25 protein-coding genes are annotated in these 13,458 nt (G+C 65.4%); all 25 read left to right on the plus strand.

The features are described from left to right. Nucleotides 1-92 precede the first annotated feature (92 nt). The 25 genes from AB8A24_RS22825 to AB8A24_RS22945 all read left to right on the plus strand — a co-directional run bounded on the left by AB8A24_RS22825 (nucleotide 93) and on the right by AB8A24_RS22945 (nucleotide 13,441). Complete coding sequence (locus tag AB8A24_RS22825) at nucleotides 93-656, plus strand: glycosyltransferase family 2 protein (RefSeq protein WP_328962059.1); 564 nt, start codon at nucleotides 93-95, stop codon at nucleotides 654-656. 284 nt (nucleotides 657-940) lie between these two features. Next, nucleotides 941-1,066, plus strand: a complete 126-nt coding sequence (locus AB8A24_RS22830; RefSeq protein ID WP_328962058.1) for a hypothetical protein — start codon at nucleotides 941-943, stop codon at nucleotides 1,064-1,066. Between the two features lie 562 nt (nucleotides 1,067-1,628). Then, nucleotides 1,629-1,937 (plus strand): 30S ribosomal protein S10, encoded by a 309-nt coding sequence (gene rpsJ / locus AB8A24_RS22835; RefSeq protein WP_003948644.1) that lies wholly within the window; start codon nucleotides 1,629-1,631, stop codon nucleotides 1,935-1,937. Between the two features lie 14 nt (nucleotides 1,938-1,951). Beyond that, a complete protein-coding gene (gene rplC, locus AB8A24_RS22840) occupies nucleotides 1,952-2,596 on the plus strand; it encodes a 50S ribosomal protein L3 (protein ID WP_007265899.1) in 645 nt (214 codons plus the stop codon). A gap of 4 nt (nucleotides 2,597-2,600) precedes the next feature. Continuing rightward, nucleotides 2,601-3,251 (plus strand): 50S ribosomal protein L4, encoded by a 651-nt coding sequence (gene rplD / locus AB8A24_RS22845; protein WP_030725940.1) that lies wholly within the window; start codon nucleotides 2,601-2,603, stop codon nucleotides 3,249-3,251. Beyond that, nucleotides 3,251-3,574 (plus strand): 50S ribosomal protein L23, encoded by a 324-nt coding sequence (gene rplW / locus AB8A24_RS22850; protein ID WP_030154694.1) that lies wholly within the window; start codon nucleotides 3,251-3,253, stop codon nucleotides 3,572-3,574. Before rplD ends, rplW begins: the two co-directional genes overlap by 1 nt. 39 nt (nucleotides 3,575-3,613) lie before the next feature. Then, on the plus strand, nucleotides 3,614-4,450 hold the full coding sequence (gene rplB / locus AB8A24_RS22855) for a 50S ribosomal protein L2 (protein WP_008739715.1): 837 nt from the start codon (nucleotides 3,614-3,616) through the stop codon (nucleotides 4,448-4,450). Nucleotides 4,451-4,462: 12 nt separating this feature from the next. Then, entirely contained in the window at nucleotides 4,463-4,744 is a 282-nt protein-coding gene (gene rpsS / locus AB8A24_RS22860; RefSeq protein ID WP_008739713.1) for a 30S ribosomal protein S19, read from the plus strand. A 43-nt stretch (nucleotides 4,745-4,787) separates the two neighbouring features. Then, complete coding sequence (gene rplV, locus AB8A24_RS22865; RefSeq protein WP_007265904.1) at nucleotides 4,788-5,135, plus strand: 50S ribosomal protein L22; 348 nt, start codon at nucleotides 4,788-4,790, stop codon at nucleotides 5,133-5,135. Beyond that, entirely contained in the window at nucleotides 5,135-5,977 is an 843-nt protein-coding gene (gene rpsC, locus AB8A24_RS22870) for a 30S ribosomal protein S3 (protein WP_008739710.1), read from the plus strand. The genes rplV and rpsC overlap by 1 nt, the downstream gene beginning before the upstream one ends. A gap of 5 nt (nucleotides 5,978-5,982) precedes the next feature. Further along, nucleotides 5,983-6,402, plus strand: a complete 420-nt coding sequence (gene rplP / locus AB8A24_RS22875; RefSeq protein ID WP_008739704.1) for a 50S ribosomal protein L16 — start codon at nucleotides 5,983-5,985, stop codon at nucleotides 6,400-6,402. Next, entirely contained in the window at nucleotides 6,402-6,626 is a 225-nt protein-coding gene (rpmC, locus tag AB8A24_RS22880) for a 50S ribosomal protein L29 (protein WP_008739703.1), read from the plus strand. Before rplP ends, rpmC begins: the two co-directional genes overlap by 1 nt. After that, nucleotides 6,626-6,907: a 30S ribosomal protein S17 gene (gene rpsQ / locus AB8A24_RS22885; RefSeq protein ID WP_030008467.1), complete on the plus strand. Its 282-nt coding sequence runs from the start codon at nucleotides 6,626-6,628 to the stop codon at nucleotides 6,905-6,907. Before rpmC ends, rpsQ begins: the two co-directional genes overlap by 1 nt. A gap of 105 nt (nucleotides 6,908-7,012) precedes the next feature. Continuing rightward, a complete protein-coding gene (gene rplN / locus AB8A24_RS22890; protein ID WP_008739701.1) occupies nucleotides 7,013-7,381 on the plus strand; it encodes a 50S ribosomal protein L14 in 369 nt (122 codons plus the stop codon). A gap of 2 nt (nucleotides 7,382-7,383) precedes the next feature. Continuing rightward, complete coding sequence (gene rplX, locus AB8A24_RS22895) at nucleotides 7,384-7,695, plus strand: 50S ribosomal protein L24 (protein ID WP_030008468.1); 312 nt, start codon at nucleotides 7,384-7,386, stop codon at nucleotides 7,693-7,695. Continuing rightward, nucleotides 7,695-8,246, plus strand: coding sequence for a 50S ribosomal protein L5 (rplE, locus tag AB8A24_RS22900; RefSeq protein ID WP_030154702.1), 552 nt, complete (start codon nucleotides 7,695-7,697; stop codon nucleotides 8,244-8,246). The genes rplX and rplE overlap by 1 nt, the downstream gene beginning before the upstream one ends. A 5-nt stretch (nucleotides 8,247-8,251) precedes the next feature. Next, on the plus strand, nucleotides 8,252-8,437 hold the full coding sequence (locus AB8A24_RS22905) for a type Z 30S ribosomal protein S14 (RefSeq protein ID WP_003956452.1): 186 nt from the start codon (nucleotides 8,252-8,254) through the stop codon (nucleotides 8,435-8,437). Nucleotides 8,438-8,660: 223 nt separating this feature from the next. Continuing rightward, complete coding sequence (rpsH, locus tag AB8A24_RS22910; protein ID WP_008739698.1) at nucleotides 8,661-9,059, plus strand: 30S ribosomal protein S8; 399 nt, start codon at nucleotides 8,661-8,663, stop codon at nucleotides 9,057-9,059. Nucleotides 9,060-9,079: 20 nt separating this feature from the next. Further along, entirely contained in the window at nucleotides 9,080-9,619 is a 540-nt protein-coding gene (gene rplF, locus AB8A24_RS22915) for a 50S ribosomal protein L6 (RefSeq protein ID WP_109778528.1), read from the plus strand. 2 nt (nucleotides 9,620-9,621) lie between these two features. Beyond that, nucleotides 9,622-10,005, plus strand: a complete 384-nt coding sequence (gene rplR / locus AB8A24_RS22920; RefSeq protein ID WP_189970613.1) for a 50S ribosomal protein L18 — start codon at nucleotides 9,622-9,624, stop codon at nucleotides 10,003-10,005. 45 nt (nucleotides 10,006-10,050) lie between these two features. Then, complete coding sequence (rpsE, locus tag AB8A24_RS22925) at nucleotides 10,051-10,653, plus strand: 30S ribosomal protein S5 (protein ID WP_073912880.1); 603 nt, start codon at nucleotides 10,051-10,053, stop codon at nucleotides 10,651-10,653. Beyond that, nucleotides 10,653-10,835: a 50S ribosomal protein L30 gene (rpmD, locus tag AB8A24_RS22930; protein ID WP_005313525.1), complete on the plus strand. Its 183-nt coding sequence runs from the start codon at nucleotides 10,653-10,655 to the stop codon at nucleotides 10,833-10,835. The genes rpsE and rpmD overlap by 1 nt, the downstream gene beginning before the upstream one ends. A gap of 2 nt (nucleotides 10,836-10,837) precedes the next feature. Further along, nucleotides 10,838-11,293, plus strand: coding sequence for a 50S ribosomal protein L15 (gene rplO, locus AB8A24_RS22935; RefSeq protein WP_030008473.1), 456 nt, complete (start codon nucleotides 10,838-10,840; stop codon nucleotides 11,291-11,293). Between the two features lie 187 nt (nucleotides 11,294-11,480). Then, on the plus strand, nucleotides 11,481-12,794 hold the full coding sequence (gene secY, locus AB8A24_RS22940) for a preprotein translocase subunit SecY (RefSeq protein WP_266381428.1): 1,314 nt from the start codon (nucleotides 11,481-11,483) through the stop codon (nucleotides 12,792-12,794). Next, the gene (locus AB8A24_RS22945) at nucleotides 12,794-13,441 is read left to right on the plus strand and encodes an adenylate kinase (RefSeq protein ID WP_030767309.1); all 648 of its coding nucleotides are present in this window, start codon (nucleotides 12,794-12,796) and stop codon (nucleotides 13,439-13,441) included. Before secY ends, AB8A24_RS22945 begins: the two co-directional genes overlap by 1 nt. The last annotated feature ends 17 nt before the right edge of the window (nucleotides 13,442-13,458 follow it).

A 13,458-nucleotide genomic window follows, 5' to 3' on the forward strand; every position in this document is an offset into this window, starting at 1 on the left:
GTACACGGGCGCCCCTCCGCCTTGCGAGGCACCGCACCGGACGACCCGGGCCCACCCGACAAGATCCGAAAGAGACGACCTAGGCGAAGAACATGTCGCGTTTCGAGATCCTCCTGCCGTACTACGGCGATGTCGCGCTGATGCAGGACGCCGTCCGCAGCGTCCTGGTCCAGGACGGCGACGACTGGCGCCTGACCGTCGTCGACGACGGCACCGAGCCGGGTGTCCCCGAGTGGTTCGAGCAGCTCGCCGACCCCCGGGTCCGCTACCTGCGCAACGAGCGCGACCTCGGTGTCACCGGCAACTTCAACCGCTGCGTCGAGCTCGCCGAGTACGAGTACCTGGTGCTCATGGGCTGCGACGACCTCATGCACCCGAACTACCTCCAGGTCGTGCGGGCGACCGCCGACCGCGAGCCGACCGCCGCGGTGATCCAGCCCGGCGTCCAGGTGATCGGCACCGACGGCCTGCCCTTCGACACCCTGGGCGACCGGACCAAGCGCAAGCTCTACGCGCCCAAGGGACCGGCCGCGCCCTGCTGGGCGGTGAGGAGCTGGCCACCAGCCTGCTGCGCGGGAACTGGCTGTACTTCCCGTCGATCTGCTGGCGCACCGAGGCGGTCAAGCGCTTCGGCTTCCGCACCGACCTCGGTGTGATCCAGGACCTCGCCCTGGTCGTGGACCTGCTCGTGGCGGGGGAGTCCCTGGCCACCACGCCGTCGTCCTCAAGCAGTTCATGACCACCTGGATGATCTCCCAGATCGACGGCGCCGCTCCGAGCCAGGTCGGCAACGCCGTGTTCGAGACGCTGGAGAACACCCGCCTGCTGCGCCGCACCATCATGCGGATGATCGGCCACCTGTGGTACTTCATGACCTCCACGTGGGGCCTGGGCGCGCTGGCCCTGGTGGAAGGACGACAGCCCTCCGGCCGATGCCGACGTGGCCGTGCTCGCCCTCAAGGACAAGAAGGCCGACGCCACCGAGAGCTGGCGCAACGCCCCGGCCGGCCGGCACGTCGACCGGGACGTCCGCGAGCACGAGTACGTGATCTGGCGCCGCGGCTGATCCCCGCGCCGCGGGGAACCGAGAACGGGTGGACCCCGGCCGCACCGGCCGGGGTCCACCCGTTCTCCGTCCGCGTGTTCCACGGCCACCTGACCTGGGGAGGGCCCGGCCGGGGGAAGCGCGTGGTGCGGTTTGACCACTCAGCGTGGCGGGGTATTCTCTTCGGCCCGATTGGCCAGGTACGTGCCTCGTATGGCAGACTACTCAAGTTGCTCGGCTGAGTGCCGATGCTGCGCGCCTCCCGCCGGGAGGACCGGAAGCGAGTCCCACAGTACTCGTCGTCCTTAATCTGCCTCTCGGGGCAGCAATGGGGGCGGACGTACGGGAATCTTCTGGGAAGTGTCAGCACGGTGCCCACCAGGCACTCGGTGGGTGTTTCTCCCCCGAATCGCGGTCACTGGGACCGTACCCCCTTGGACGAGGGAATTTCCGTATGGGAATTTTCTGTAGAGGGAGTGCGACACGCCCGACCGCGTGGGTCGGAGGAGAGGCCGCGGGATCCGTCCCGCAGCCGACCGAGAGCCAGAGCGTTTCCACATACAGACAGGACTACGGAGTAGCCATGGCGGGACAGAAGATCCGCATCCGGCTCAAGGCCTACGACCACGAGGTCATCGATTCCTCGGCGAAGAAGATCGTCGAGACGGTGACGCGCACTGGTGCGTCGGTCGCGGGCCCGGTGCCGCTGCCCACTGAGAAGAACGTGTACTGCGTCATCAAGTCGCCGCACAAGTACAAGGACTCGCGCGAGCACTTCGAGATGCGCACGCACAAGCGCCTGATCGACATCCTCGACCCGACTCCCAAGACCGTTGACTCGCTGATGCGCCTGGACCTTCCGGCCGGCGTTGACATCGAGATCAAGCTCTGAGAGGCGTCGAGAAGATGGCAAAGCAGATCAAGGGCGTCCTGGGCGAGAAGCTCGGCATGACCCAGGTCTGGGACGAGAACAACCGTGTCGTCCCGGTGACCGTGGTCAAGGCCGGACCCTGCGTCGTTACCCAGGTCCGTACGAACGACATCGACGGCTACGAGTCGGTCCAGATCGCCTTCGGCGAGATCGACCCGCGCAAGGTGAACAAGCCCCTCAAGGGCCACTTCGCCAAGGCCGACGTGACCCCCCGCCGCCACCTGGTGGAGCTCCGCACCTCCGACGCCAGCGAGTACACGCTCGGCCAGGAGATCACTGCTGAGGTGTTCGAGTCCGGCGTCAAGGTTGACGTCACGGGCAACAGCAAGGGCAAGGGCTTCGCCGGTGTCATGAAGCGGCACAACTTCCGGGGCCTCGGCGCCGGTCACGGTGTGCAGCGCAAGCACCGCTCCCCCGGTTCGATCGGTGGCTGCGCCACCCCTGGGCGTGTCTTCAAGGGCATGCGCATGGCCGGTCGTATGGGTAACGAGCGCGTCACCACCCAGAACCTGACCATCCACGCGGTTGACGCGGAGAAGGGTCTGCTCCTCATCAAGGGCGCAGTCCCCGGTCCGAACGGCGGCCTCGTCCTGGTCCGTACCGCGGCCAAGGGGGCTTGAGGTAATGAGCACCATTGACATCCTTTCGCCGGCAGGCGACAAGGCCGGTACCGTCGAGCTCCCCGCGGAGATCTTCGACGCGAAGACCAGCGTTCCGCTGATCCACCAGGTCGTTGTCGCTCAGCTGGCTGCTGCCCGTCAGGGCACGCACAAGACCAAGCGTCGTGGCGAAGTCCGTGGTGGTGGCCGCAAGCCGTACCGCCAGAAGGGCACCGGCCGCGCGCGCCAGGGTTCGACCCGCGCTCCGCAGTTCGTCGGCGGTGGCGTCGTCCACGGCCCGCAGCCGCGTGACTACTCCCAGCGGACCCCGAAGAAGATGAAGGCCGCCGCCCTCCGCGGTGCCCTCTCGGACCGTGCGCGTCACTCCCGCATCCACGTCATCACCGGCGTGGTCGAGGGTGCCGCCTCCACGAAGGCCGCCAAGACGCTGTTCGGCAAGATCTCGGAGCGCAAGAACCTGCTCCTGGTCGTCGACCGCGCCGACGAGGCCGCGTGGCTGTCCGCCCGCAACCTGCCCCAGGTTCACATCCTGGAGCCGGGCCAGCTGAACACGTACGACGTGATCGTCTCTGACGACGTGGTCTTCACTCAGGCCGCTTTCGAGTCCTTCGTGTCTGGCCCCAAGGCCGATGAGACCGAAGGGAGCGACGCCTGATGTCTGAGGCGACCGTTACCAGCAAGACCTTCACCGACCCGCGCGACCTGCTGATCAAGCCGGTTGTCTCGGAGAAGAGCTACGCGCTGCTGGACGAGAACAAGTACACGTTCATCGTCGCGCCCGGCTCCAACAAGACCCAGATCAAGCAGGCCGTGGAAGCGGTCTTCGGGGTCAAGGTCACCGGGGTCAACACGATCAACCGTCAGGGTAAGCGCAAGCGCACCAAGACCGGTTTCGGCAAGCGCGCTGACACCAAGCGCGCCATCGTGACCCTCGCTGAGGGCGACCGAATCGACATCTTCGGCGGCCAGGCCTCCTAACGGAGGTCTAGTCGTCCGGAATCGGACGAGGACTGAGAAATGGGTATCCGCAAGTACAAGCCGACGACCCCGGGCCGTCGTGGCTCCAGCGTCGCCGACTTTGTCGAGATCACGCGGTCCACGCCGGAGAAGTCGCTGGTTCGCCCCCTGCACAGCAAGGGCGGCCGTAACAACACCGGTCGGATCACCGTTCGCCACCAGGGTGGTGGACACAAGCGCGCCTACCGCGTGATCGACTTCCGTCGTCACGACAAGGACGGCGTGCCGGCCAAGGTCGCGCACATCGAGTACGACCCCAACCGCACCGCGCGCATCGCGCTCCTGCACTACGCGGACGGCGAGAAGCGTTACATCATCGCGCCGAAGGCTCTGAAGCAGGGCGACCGGATTGAGAACGGCCCCACTGCCGACATCAAGCCCGGTAACAACCTCGCGCTTCGCAACATCCCGGTCGGTACCACGATCCACGCGATCGAGCTCCGTCCCGGTGGTGGCGCCAAGTTCGCCCGTTCCGCGGGTGCCTCCGTGCAGCTGCTGGCGAAGGAGGGCACCATGGCCCACCTTCGTATGCCGTCCGGTGAGATCCGTCTCGTCGACGCGCGCTGCCGCGCCACGGTCGGCGAGGTCGGCAACGCCGAGCAGTCGAACATCAACTGGGGCAAGGCCGGCCGTATGCGCTGGAAGGGCGTTCGCCCGTCCGTCCGCGGTGTCGCGATGAACCCGGTTGACCACCCGCACGGTGGTGGTGAGGGCAAGACCAGTGGTGGTCGCCACCCGGTCTCCCCGTGGGGTCAGAAGGAGGGTCGTACTCGCTCGCCGAAGAAGGCTTCGAGCAAGTACATCGTCCGCCGCCGCAAGACGAACAAGAAGCGCTAGGAGCGGGTTTAGATGCCGCGCAGTCTCAAGAAGGGGCCCTTCGTCGACGACCACCTCGTAAAGAAGGTGGACGTCCAGAACGAAGCCGGCACCAAGAACGTCATCAAGACCTGGTCCCGTCGCTCGATGATCATCCCCAGCATGCTGGGTCACACCATCGCGGTGCACAACGGCAAGACCCACGTCCCGGTGTTCGTCACCGAGTCGATGGTCGGCCACAAGCTCGGCGAGTTCTCGCCGACTCGCACCTTCCGCGGCCACGTCAAGGACGACCGGAAGTCGAAGCGCCGCTAAAGGCGGGGTGGTTATGACTATGACTTACACCGAAGGGACAACCATGGAAGCCAGGGCCCAGGCGCGGTACATCCGCGTCACGCCCATGAAGGCCCGCCGAGTGGTGGACCTTATCCGTGGCATGGATGCCACGGAGGCTCAGGCGGTCCTGCGTTTCGCCCCGCAGGCCGCGAGCGTGCCGGTCGGCAAGGTGCTGGACAGCGCCATTGCCAACGCCGCACACAACTACAACCACCCGGACGCCTCCACGCTGGTCATCAGCGAGGCGTACGTGGACGAGGGCCCGACCCTGAAGCGGTTCCGTCCGCGTGCCCAGGGCCGTGCCTACCGGATCCGCAAGCGGACCAGCCACATCACCGTGGTCGTCAGCAGCAAGGAAGGTTCCCGGTAATGGGCCAGAAGGTAAACCCGCACGGGTTCCGGCTCGGCATCACCACCGACTTCAAGTCGCGTTGGTACGCCGACAAGCTGTACAAGGACTACGTCAAGGAAGACGTCGCCATCCGCAGGATGATGACGTCCGGCATGGAGCGCGCCGGCATCTCGAAGGTTGAGATCGAGCGCACCCGTGACCGCGTGCGTGTGGACATCCACACCGCTCGTCCGGGCATCGTCATCGGCCGCCGTGGCGCCGAGGCCGACCGCATCCGCGGTGACCTCGAGAAGCTCACGGGCAAGCAGGTCCAGCTGAACATCCTCGAGGTCAAGAACCCCGAGCTCGATGCCCAGCTGGTCGCCCAGGCCGTTGCCGAGCAGCTCTCCTCCCGCGTCTCCTTCCGTCGCGCCATGCGTAAGAGCATGCAGGGCACGATGAAGGCCGGCGCCAAGGGCATCAAGATCCAGTGTGGCGGCCGTCTCGGCGGCGCCGAGATGTCCCGCTCCGAGTTCTACCGCGAGGGTCGTGTGCCGCTGCACACGCTGCGCGCGAACGTGGACTACGGCTTCTTCGAGGCCAAGACCACCTTCGGCCGTATCGGTGTGAAGGTCTGGATCTACAAGGGCGACGTCAAGAACATCGCCGAGGTTCGCGCCGAGAACGCTGCAGCCCGTGCGGGTAACCGCCCGGCCCGTGGCGCGCAGGGCGCTGGCGACCGTCCCGCCGGCCGTGGTGGCCGTGGTGGCGAGCGCGGCGGCCGTGGTGGCCGCAAGCCGCAGCAGGCTGCTGGTGCCGAGGCCCCCAAGGCCGACGCTCCCGCCGCCGCTCCGGCCGAGAGCACCGGAACGGAGGCCTGACCGACATGCTGATCCCTCGTAGGGTCAAGCACCGCAAGCAGCACCACCCGAAGCGCAGCGGTATGGCCAAGGGCGGTACTGAGGTCACGTTCGGCGAGTACGGTATCCAGGCGCTGACCCCGGCGTATGTGACGAACCGTCAGATCGAGGCGGCTCGTATTGCGATGACCCGCCACATCAAGCGTGGCGGCAAGGTCTGGATCAACATCTACCCGGACCGCCCGCTGACGAAGAAGCCTGCCGAGACCCGCATGGGTTCCGGTAAGGGTTCTCCTGAGTGGTGGATCGCCAACGTGCACCCGGGCCGGGTCATGTTCGAGCTGTCCTACCCGAACGAGAAGATTGCTCGTGAGGCGCTCACCCGCGCTGCTCACAAGCTTCCGATGAAGTGCCGGATTGTTCGGCGCGAGGCAGGTGAGTCGTGATGGCGACGGGAACCAAGGCGTCCGAGCTGCGTGAGCTCGGCAACGAGGAGCTCGTTGGCAAGCTGCGCGAGGCCAAGGAGGAGCTGTTCAAGCTCCGCTTCCAGGCGGCCACGGGTCAGCTGGAGAACAACGGCCGGCTCAAGTCCGTCCGTAAGGACATCGCTCGCATCTACACCCTGATGCACGAGCGTGAGCTCGGTATCGAGACGGTGGAGAGCGCCTGATGAGCGAGAACAACGTGACTGAGAAGACCGAGCGCGGTTTCCGCAAGACCCGTGAGGGTCTGGTCGTCAGCGACAAGATGGACAAGACCGTCGTCGTCGCCGTCGAGGACCGCGTGAAGCACGCCCTGTACGGCAAGGTCATCCGCCGTACGAACAAGCTCAAGGCTCACGACGAGCAGAACGCTGCCGGCGTCGGCGACCGCGTCCTCATCATGGAGACGCGTCCGCTGTCGGCGAGCAAGCGCTGGCGCATCGTCGAGATCCTCGAGAAGGCCAAGTAATTATCTGAGGGGTTTCCCTCAGGTTCGTTCCGCCAGGCTCGGTGGGGGCGACGCTCTCCGGAGTGAAGCCCCCGCCGGGAACCGGCAGACAAACAGGAGATACACGTGATCCAGCAGGAGTCGCGACTGCGTATCGCCGACAACACTGGTGCCAAGGAAATCCTTTGCATCCGTGTTCTCGGTGGTTCCGGTCGCCGCTACGCGGGCATCGGTGACGTCATCGTCGCCACCGTCAAGGACGCGATCCCCGGTGGCAACGTGAAGAAGGGTGACGTCGTCAAGGCGGTCATCGTTCGCACCGTCAAGGAGCGTCGCCGCCAGGACGGCTCGTACATCCGCTTTGACGAGAACGCCGCCGTCATTCTGAAGAACGACGGCGACCCTCGCGGCACCCGTATCTTCGGCCCGGTGGGCCGTGAGCTGCGCGAGAAGAAGTTCATGAAGATCATCTCGCTCGCGCCGGAGGTGCTGTAAGCATGAAGATCAAGAAGGGCGACCTGGTCCAGGTCATCACCGGTAAGGACAAGGGCAAGCAGGGCAAGGTCATCGTTGCCTTCCCCGCCGACAACCGTGTCCTCGTCGAGGGTGTCAACCGGGTCAAGAAGCACACCAAGGCTGCGCAGAACCAGGCCGGTGGCATTGTGATCACCGAGGCCCCGGTCCACGTCAGCAACGTTCAGCTGGTTGTGGAGAAGGACGGCAAGAAGGTCGTCACCCGCGTCGGCTACCGCTTCGACGACGAGGGCAACAAGATCCGCGTTGCCAAGCGGACGGGTGAGGACATCTGATGGCTACCACTCCGCGTCTCAAGACGAAGTACCGCGAGGACATCGCGGGCAAGCTGCGTGAAGAGTTCTCCTACGAGAACGTCATGCAGATCCCCGGCCTCGTGAAGATCGTGGTCAACATGGGTGTGGGCGACGCCGCCCGCGACTCCAAGCTGATCGACGGCGCCATCCGCGACCTGACGACGATCACCGGTCAGAAGCCGGCCGTCACGAAGGCCCGCAAGTCCATCGCGCAGTTCAAGCTGCGTGAGGGTCAGCCGATCGGCTGCCACGTCACCCTCCGTGGTGACCGCATGTGGGAGTTCCTGGACCGTACGCTGTCGCTCGCGCTGCCGCGTATCCGTGACTTCCGTGGTCTGTCGCCGAAGCAGTTCGACGGCCGCGGTAACTACACCTTCGGTCTCACGGAGCAGGTCATGTTCCACGAGATCGACCAGGACAAGATCGACCGTACCCGGGGTATGGACATCACCGTGGTCACCACGGCGACCAACGACGCTGAGGGCCGCGCGCTCCTTCGTCACCTCGGCTTCCCCTTCAAGGAGGCGTAAGCGAGATGGCGAAGAAGGCTCTCATCGCGAAGGCTGCCCGCAAGCCCAAGTTCGGTGTGCGTGCGTACACCCGCTGCCAGCGCTGCGGTCGCCCCCACTCCGTGTACCGCAAGTTCGGCCTGTGCCGCGTGTGCCTTCGTGAGATGGCTCACCGTGGCGAGCTGCCGGGCGTGACCAAGAGCTCCTGGTAATTCCCTTCCGTCCGTAAGGACTTGGGGAGCACCAGGCACTCTCGGTAAGCATCTGGACGGTGGGTGCCCAGCCGCGCATGCCTTAGGCTTGTGTGGTTGGGCGTCCGCCGCCCATAACGACTTACTACGCCGTAGGTCCCCGCACCGCACCCGTCCCGCCACTGAGTGGGGAGAGGGATGGTGCATACAGGAAACCCCGGCGAGAGAGGCCGAAGGCCACTTCATGACCATGACTGACCCGATCGCAGACATGCTCACGCGTCTGCGTAACGCTAACTCGGCGTACCACGACTCCGTCGTGATGCCGCACAGCAAGATCAAGTCGCACATCGCAGAGATCCTCAAGCAGGAGGGTTTCATCACCGGCTGGAAGGTCGAGGACGCCGAGGTCGGCAAGAACCTCGTCCTCGAGCTGAAGTTCGGGCCGAACCGCGAGCGCTCCATTGCGGGCATCAAGCGGATCTCGAAGCCCGGTCTGCGCGTGTACGCGAAGTCCACCAACCTGCCGAAGGTGCTCGGCGGCCTGGGCGTGGCGATCATCTCCACGTCGCACGGTCTGCTCACCGGCCAGCAGGCAGGCAAGAAGGGCGTAGGTGGGGAAGTCCTCGCCTACGTCTGGTAGTCGGGAACGGAGGAAAAGCAATGTCGCGAATCGGCAAGCTCCCCATCCAGGTTCCCGCCGGTGTGGACGTCACCATCGATGGCCAGACGGTCGCTGTGAAGGGCCCCAAGGGTTCCCTCGCGCACACCGTCAAGGCGCCCATCGCAATCGTCAAGGGTGAGGACGGCGTTCTGAACGTCACCCGCCCGAACGACGAGCGTCAGAACAAGGCCCTGCACGGCCTGTCCCGCACGCTGGTGGCGAACATGATCACCGGTGTGACCACGGGGTACGTCAAGGCTCTCGAGATCAGCGGTGTCGGTTACCGTGTCCTGGCGAAGGGCTCCAACCTGGAGTTCCAGCTGGGTTACAGCCACCCGATCCTGGTGGAGGCGCCCGAGGGCATCTCCTTCAAGGTCGAGTCGCCGACCAAGTTCTCGGTCGAGGGCATCGACAAGCAGAAGGTCGGCGAGGTCGCCGCCAACATCCGCAAGCTGCGGAAGCCCGACCCGTACAAGGCCAAGGGTGTCAAGTACGCCGGCGAAGTCATCCGCCGCAAGGTCGGAAAGGCTGGTAAGTAGCCATGGCATACGGTGTGAAGATCGCCAAGGGCGACGCGTACAAGCGCGCTGCCAAGGCACGCCGCCACATCCGCATCCGCAAGAACGTCTCGGGTACGGCGGAGCGTCCGCGCCTCGTCGTGACGCGTTCCAACCGCAACATCGTTGCTCAGGTCATCGACGACCTCCAGGGTCACACCCTGGCGTCGGCGTCGACCCTGGACGCTTCGATCCGCGGTGTGGAAGGCGACAAGAGCGCCCACGCCCAGGCTGTCGGCGCGCTCGTCGCCGAGCGTGCCAAGGCTGCGGGTGTCGAGACCGTCGTGTTCGACCGCGGTGGCAACCGATACGCCGGGCGCATTGCCGCTCTGGCTGACGCCGCCCGCGAAGCCGGGCTGAAGTTCTAAGCCCCGGTTCCGGGACTCACGGACGTAACAGAGAGAGGTAATCCAATGGCTGGACCCCAGCGCCGCGGAAGCGGTGCCGGTGGCGGCGAGCGGCGGGACCGGAAGGGTCGCGACGGTGGCCCTGCCGCCGAGAAGACCGCTTACGTTGAGCGCGTTGTCGCGATCAACCGCGTCGCCAAGGTTGTCAAGGGTGGTCGCCGCTTCAGCTTCACCGCGCTGGTCGTGGTGGGCGACGGTGACGGCACTGTAGGTGTCGGATACGGCAAGGCCAAGGAAGTTCCCGCGGCCATCGCCAAGGGTGTCGAGGAAGCCAAGAAGAGCTTCTTCAAGGTTCCGCGCATCCAGGGCACCATCCCTCACCCGATCACGGGCGAGCGTGCCGCGGGCGTCGTGCTCCTGAAGCCGGCTTCCCCCGGTACCGGTGTTATCGCCGGTGGCCCGGTGCGCGCCGTTCTGGAGTGCGCCGGCGTTCACGACATCCTGTCGAAGTCGCTCGGCTCGTCGAACGCGATCAACATCGTGCACGCGACCGTGGCAGCGCTCAAGGGCCTGCAGCGTCCCGAGGAGATCGCGGCTCGCCGTGGTCTGCCCCTCGAGGACGTCGCCCCCGCGGCTCTGCTTCGTGCACGTGCCGGGGCGGGTGCGTAATGGCTCGCCTCAAGATCACGCAGACGAAGTCGTACATCGGCAGCAAGCAGAACCACCGCGACACGCTGCGTTCGCTCGGGCTCAAGCGCCTGAACGACGTCGTCGTCAAGGAGGACCGCCCCGAGTTCCGCGGAATGGTGCACACCGTCCGCCACCTCGTGACGGTTGAGGAGGTTGACTAATCATGGCTGAGAACAGCCCGCTGAAGGCTCACAACCTCCGTCCCGCCCCCGGCGCCAAGACCGCGAAGACCCGTGTCGGTCGTGGTGAGGCGTCGAAGGGTAAGACGGCTGGTCGTGGTACGAAGGGCCAGAAGGCCCGTTACCAGATCCCGCAGCGCTTCGAGGGTGGGCAGATGCCCCTCCACATGCGTCTGCCGAAGCTCAAGGGCTTCAAGAACCCGTTCCGCACCGAGTTCCAGGTTGTCAACCTGGACAAGCTCGGCGCTCTCTACCCCGAGGGTGGAGAAGTCACGGTGGCCGACCTGGTCGCCAAGGGCGCGGTTCGCAAGAACAGCCTCGTCAAGGTCCTGGGCCAGGGCGAGATCTCCGTGGCGCTGCAGGTTTCGGTTGACGCCGTCTCCGCCTCCGCCAAGGAGAAGATCGCCGCTGCCGGCGGCACCGTCACCGAGCTCGTCTAAGACGATTTCAGTGGCTGAATAGCTCGAAACCCGACCGGGGATGCCTCACATATGGGGCATCCCCGGTCGGTCGTTCCACGGAAGGCACACTCGCCGGTAAGGTGGCGTGCACCTTTGCTTTGTCGTATTCGTCGATCCCTCAGACCGTCACCTCTGACGCAGTAGCGCGGGGGTCGCAGGAGGCACCGTGCTCACCGCGTTCGCCCGGGCGTTCAAGACGCCCGACCTGCGCAAGAAGCTGCTCTTCACGCTCGGCATCATCGTGCTGTTCCGGCTCGGGTCCCACGTCCCGGTACCCGGCGTGAGCTACAAGAACGTTCAGATCTGTGTGGAGCAGGCAGGCAGCAGCAATGGGCTGTTCGGCCTGGTCAACATGTTCAGCGGCGGTGCGCTGCTGCAGATCACGATCTTCGCGCTCGGCATCATGCCCTACATCACGGCGAGCATCATTCTGCAGCTGCTGACCGTGGTCATCCCGAAGCTGGAGGCCCTCAAGAAAGAGGGCCAGGCCGGTACGGCGAAGATCACTCAGTACACGCGCTATTTGACGGTCGCCCTCGCGATTCTGCAGGGCACCGGCCTTGTCGCCACCGCTCGCACGGGTGCTCTTTTCGGGACCTGTCAGGTCGGTCGCGAGATCGTCCCGGACCGCTCGATCTTCACCACGGTCGTCATGGTGATCACCATGACCGCCGGTACCTGCGTCGTCATGTGGCTCGGTGAGCTCATCACCGACCGCGGCATCGGCAACGGCATGTCGATCCTCATGTTCATCTCGATCGCCGCCGGCTTCATCGGCGCCCTCTGGCAGATCAAGCTCCAGGGCAAGATCGCGGACGGCTGGGTCGAGTTCGGTGTCGTGATGCTCGTCGGCCTCGCGATGGTGGGCCTGGTGGTCTTCGTCGAGCAGGCGCAGCGCCGGATCCCGGTCCAGTACGCGAAGCGCATGATCGGCCGCCGTGCGTACGGCGGTACCTCGACCTACATCCCGCTCAAGGTGAACCAGGCGGGCATCATCCCCGTCATCTTCGCCTCGTCGCTGCTCTACATCCCGGCGCTGGTCGTGCAGTTCAGCGGGTCCCAGGCCGGCTGGGCCACCTGGATCCAGAAGCACTTCGTCAAGGGCGACCACCCGTACTACATCGCCGCCTACTTCCTCCTGATCGTTTTCTTCGCGTTCTTCTACGTGGCGATCTCGTTCAACCCCGAGGAAGTTGCAGACAACATGAAGAAGTATGGTGGGTTCATCCCGGGCATCCGCGCCGGTCGGCCCACCGCCGAGTACCTCAGCTACGTACTCAACCGGATCACCTGGCCGGGGTCGCTGTACCTGGGTCTCATCGCTCTTGTGCCGACGATGGCGTTGGCCGGCTTCGGAGCGAACCAGAACTTCCCGTTCGGCGGGACGAGCATCCTGATCATCGTGGGTGTGGGTCTGGAAACCGTGAAGCAGATCGAGAGCCAGCTCCAGCAGCGTAATTACGAAGGGTTCCTCCGCTGATGCGAATCGTCCTCGTTGGACCGCCCGGTGCGGGCAAGGGAACGCAGGCCGCGTTCCTTGCCAAGAACCTGTCGATTCCGCACATCTCCACGGGCGACCTGTTCCGGGCCAACATCAGCCAGGGCACCGACCTGGGCAAGCAGGCGAAGGCGTACATGGACGCCGGCGACCTGGTGCCCGACGAGGTGACCATCGGCATGGCGAAGGACCGTATGGAGCAGCCGGACGCCGTGAACGGCTTCCTGCTCGACGGATTCCCGCGCAACGTCTCGCAGGCCGAGGCGCTCGACGTGATGCTCCAGGCCGAGGGCATGAAGCTCGACGCCGTCCTCGACCTGGAGGTCGAGGAGGACGAGGTCGTCAAGCGGATCGCCGGTCGGCGCATCTGCCGCAACGACTCCTCGCACGTCTTCCACGTGACGTACGCCCCGCCGAAGGCCGAGGGTGTCTGCGACACCTGCGGTGGCGAGCTGTACCAGCGCGGCGACGACTCCGAGGCCACGGTGCGCAACCGGCTCGAGGTCTACCACACGCAGACCGAGCCGATCATCGACTACTACAAGGCCCAGGGCCTGCTGGTGACCATCCCGGCCCTCGGTGAGGTCGCGGACGTCACGAAGCGCGCGATGGACGCCCTCAAGAAGTAGTAACCCTTTGTGTGCAG

The sequence above is a fragment of the Streptomyces sp. BF23-19 genome (assembly GCF_041106355.1).
GTDB classification, from domain to species: Bacteria; Actinomycetota; Actinomycetes; order Streptomycetales; family Streptomycetaceae; genus Streptomyces; species Streptomyces virginiae_A.

Bases quoted from the DNA above. Each gene is read 5' to 3' on its own strand.
- AB8A24_RS22825 (WP_328962059.1), top strand. From the start codon at position 93: ATGTCGCGTTTCGAGATCCTCCTGCCGTACTACGGCGATGTCGCGCTG.
- rpsJ (WP_003948644.1), top strand. From the start codon at position 1,629: ATGGCGGGACAGAAGATCCGCATCCGGCTCAAGGCCTACGACCACGAG.
- rplC (WP_007265899.1), top strand. From the start codon at position 1,952: ATGGCAAAGCAGATCAAGGGCGTCCTGGGCGAGAAGCTCGGCATGACC.
- rplD (WP_030725940.1), top strand. From the start codon at position 2,601: ATGAGCACCATTGACATCCTTTCGCCGGCAGGCGACAAGGCCGGTACC.
- rplW (WP_030154694.1), top strand. From the start codon at position 3,251: ATGTCTGAGGCGACCGTTACCAGCAAGACCTTCACCGACCCGCGCGAC.
- rplB (WP_008739715.1), top strand. From the start codon at position 3,614: ATGGGTATCCGCAAGTACAAGCCGACGACCCCGGGCCGTCGTGGCTCC.
- rpsS (WP_008739713.1), top strand. From the start codon at position 4,463: ATGCCGCGCAGTCTCAAGAAGGGGCCCTTCGTCGACGACCACCTCGTA.
- rplV (WP_007265904.1), top strand. From the start codon at position 4,788: ATGGAAGCCAGGGCCCAGGCGCGGTACATCCGCGTCACGCCCATGAAG.
- rpsC (WP_008739710.1), top strand. From the start codon at position 5,135: ATGGGCCAGAAGGTAAACCCGCACGGGTTCCGGCTCGGCATCACCACC.
- rplP (WP_008739704.1), top strand. From the start codon at position 5,983: ATGCTGATCCCTCGTAGGGTCAAGCACCGCAAGCAGCACCACCCGAAG.
- rpmC (WP_008739703.1), top strand. From the start codon at position 6,402: ATGGCGACGGGAACCAAGGCGTCCGAGCTGCGTGAGCTCGGCAACGAG.
- rpsQ (WP_030008467.1), top strand. From the start codon at position 6,626: ATGAGCGAGAACAACGTGACTGAGAAGACCGAGCGCGGTTTCCGCAAG.
- rplX (WP_030008468.1), top strand. From the start codon at position 7,384: ATGAAGATCAAGAAGGGCGACCTGGTCCAGGTCATCACCGGTAAGGAC.
- rplE (WP_030154702.1), top strand. From the start codon at position 7,695: ATGGCTACCACTCCGCGTCTCAAGACGAAGTACCGCGAGGACATCGCG.
- AB8A24_RS22905 (WP_003956452.1), top strand. From the start codon at position 8,252: ATGGCGAAGAAGGCTCTCATCGCGAAGGCTGCCCGCAAGCCCAAGTTC.
- rpsH (WP_008739698.1), top strand. From the start codon at position 8,661: ATGACCATGACTGACCCGATCGCAGACATGCTCACGCGTCTGCGTAAC.
- rplF (WP_109778528.1), top strand. From the start codon at position 9,080: ATGTCGCGAATCGGCAAGCTCCCCATCCAGGTTCCCGCCGGTGTGGAC.
- rplR (WP_189970613.1), top strand. From the start codon at position 9,622: ATGGCATACGGTGTGAAGATCGCCAAGGGCGACGCGTACAAGCGCGCT.
- rpsE (WP_073912880.1), top strand. From the start codon at position 10,051: ATGGCTGGACCCCAGCGCCGCGGAAGCGGTGCCGGTGGCGGCGAGCGG.
- rpmD (WP_005313525.1), top strand. From the start codon at position 10,653: ATGGCTCGCCTCAAGATCACGCAGACGAAGTCGTACATCGGCAGCAAG.
- rplO (WP_030008473.1), top strand. From the start codon at position 10,838: ATGGCTGAGAACAGCCCGCTGAAGGCTCACAACCTCCGTCCCGCCCCC.
- AB8A24_RS22945 (WP_030767309.1), top strand. From the start codon at position 12,794: ATGCGAATCGTCCTCGTTGGACCGCCCGGTGCGGGCAAGGGAACGCAG.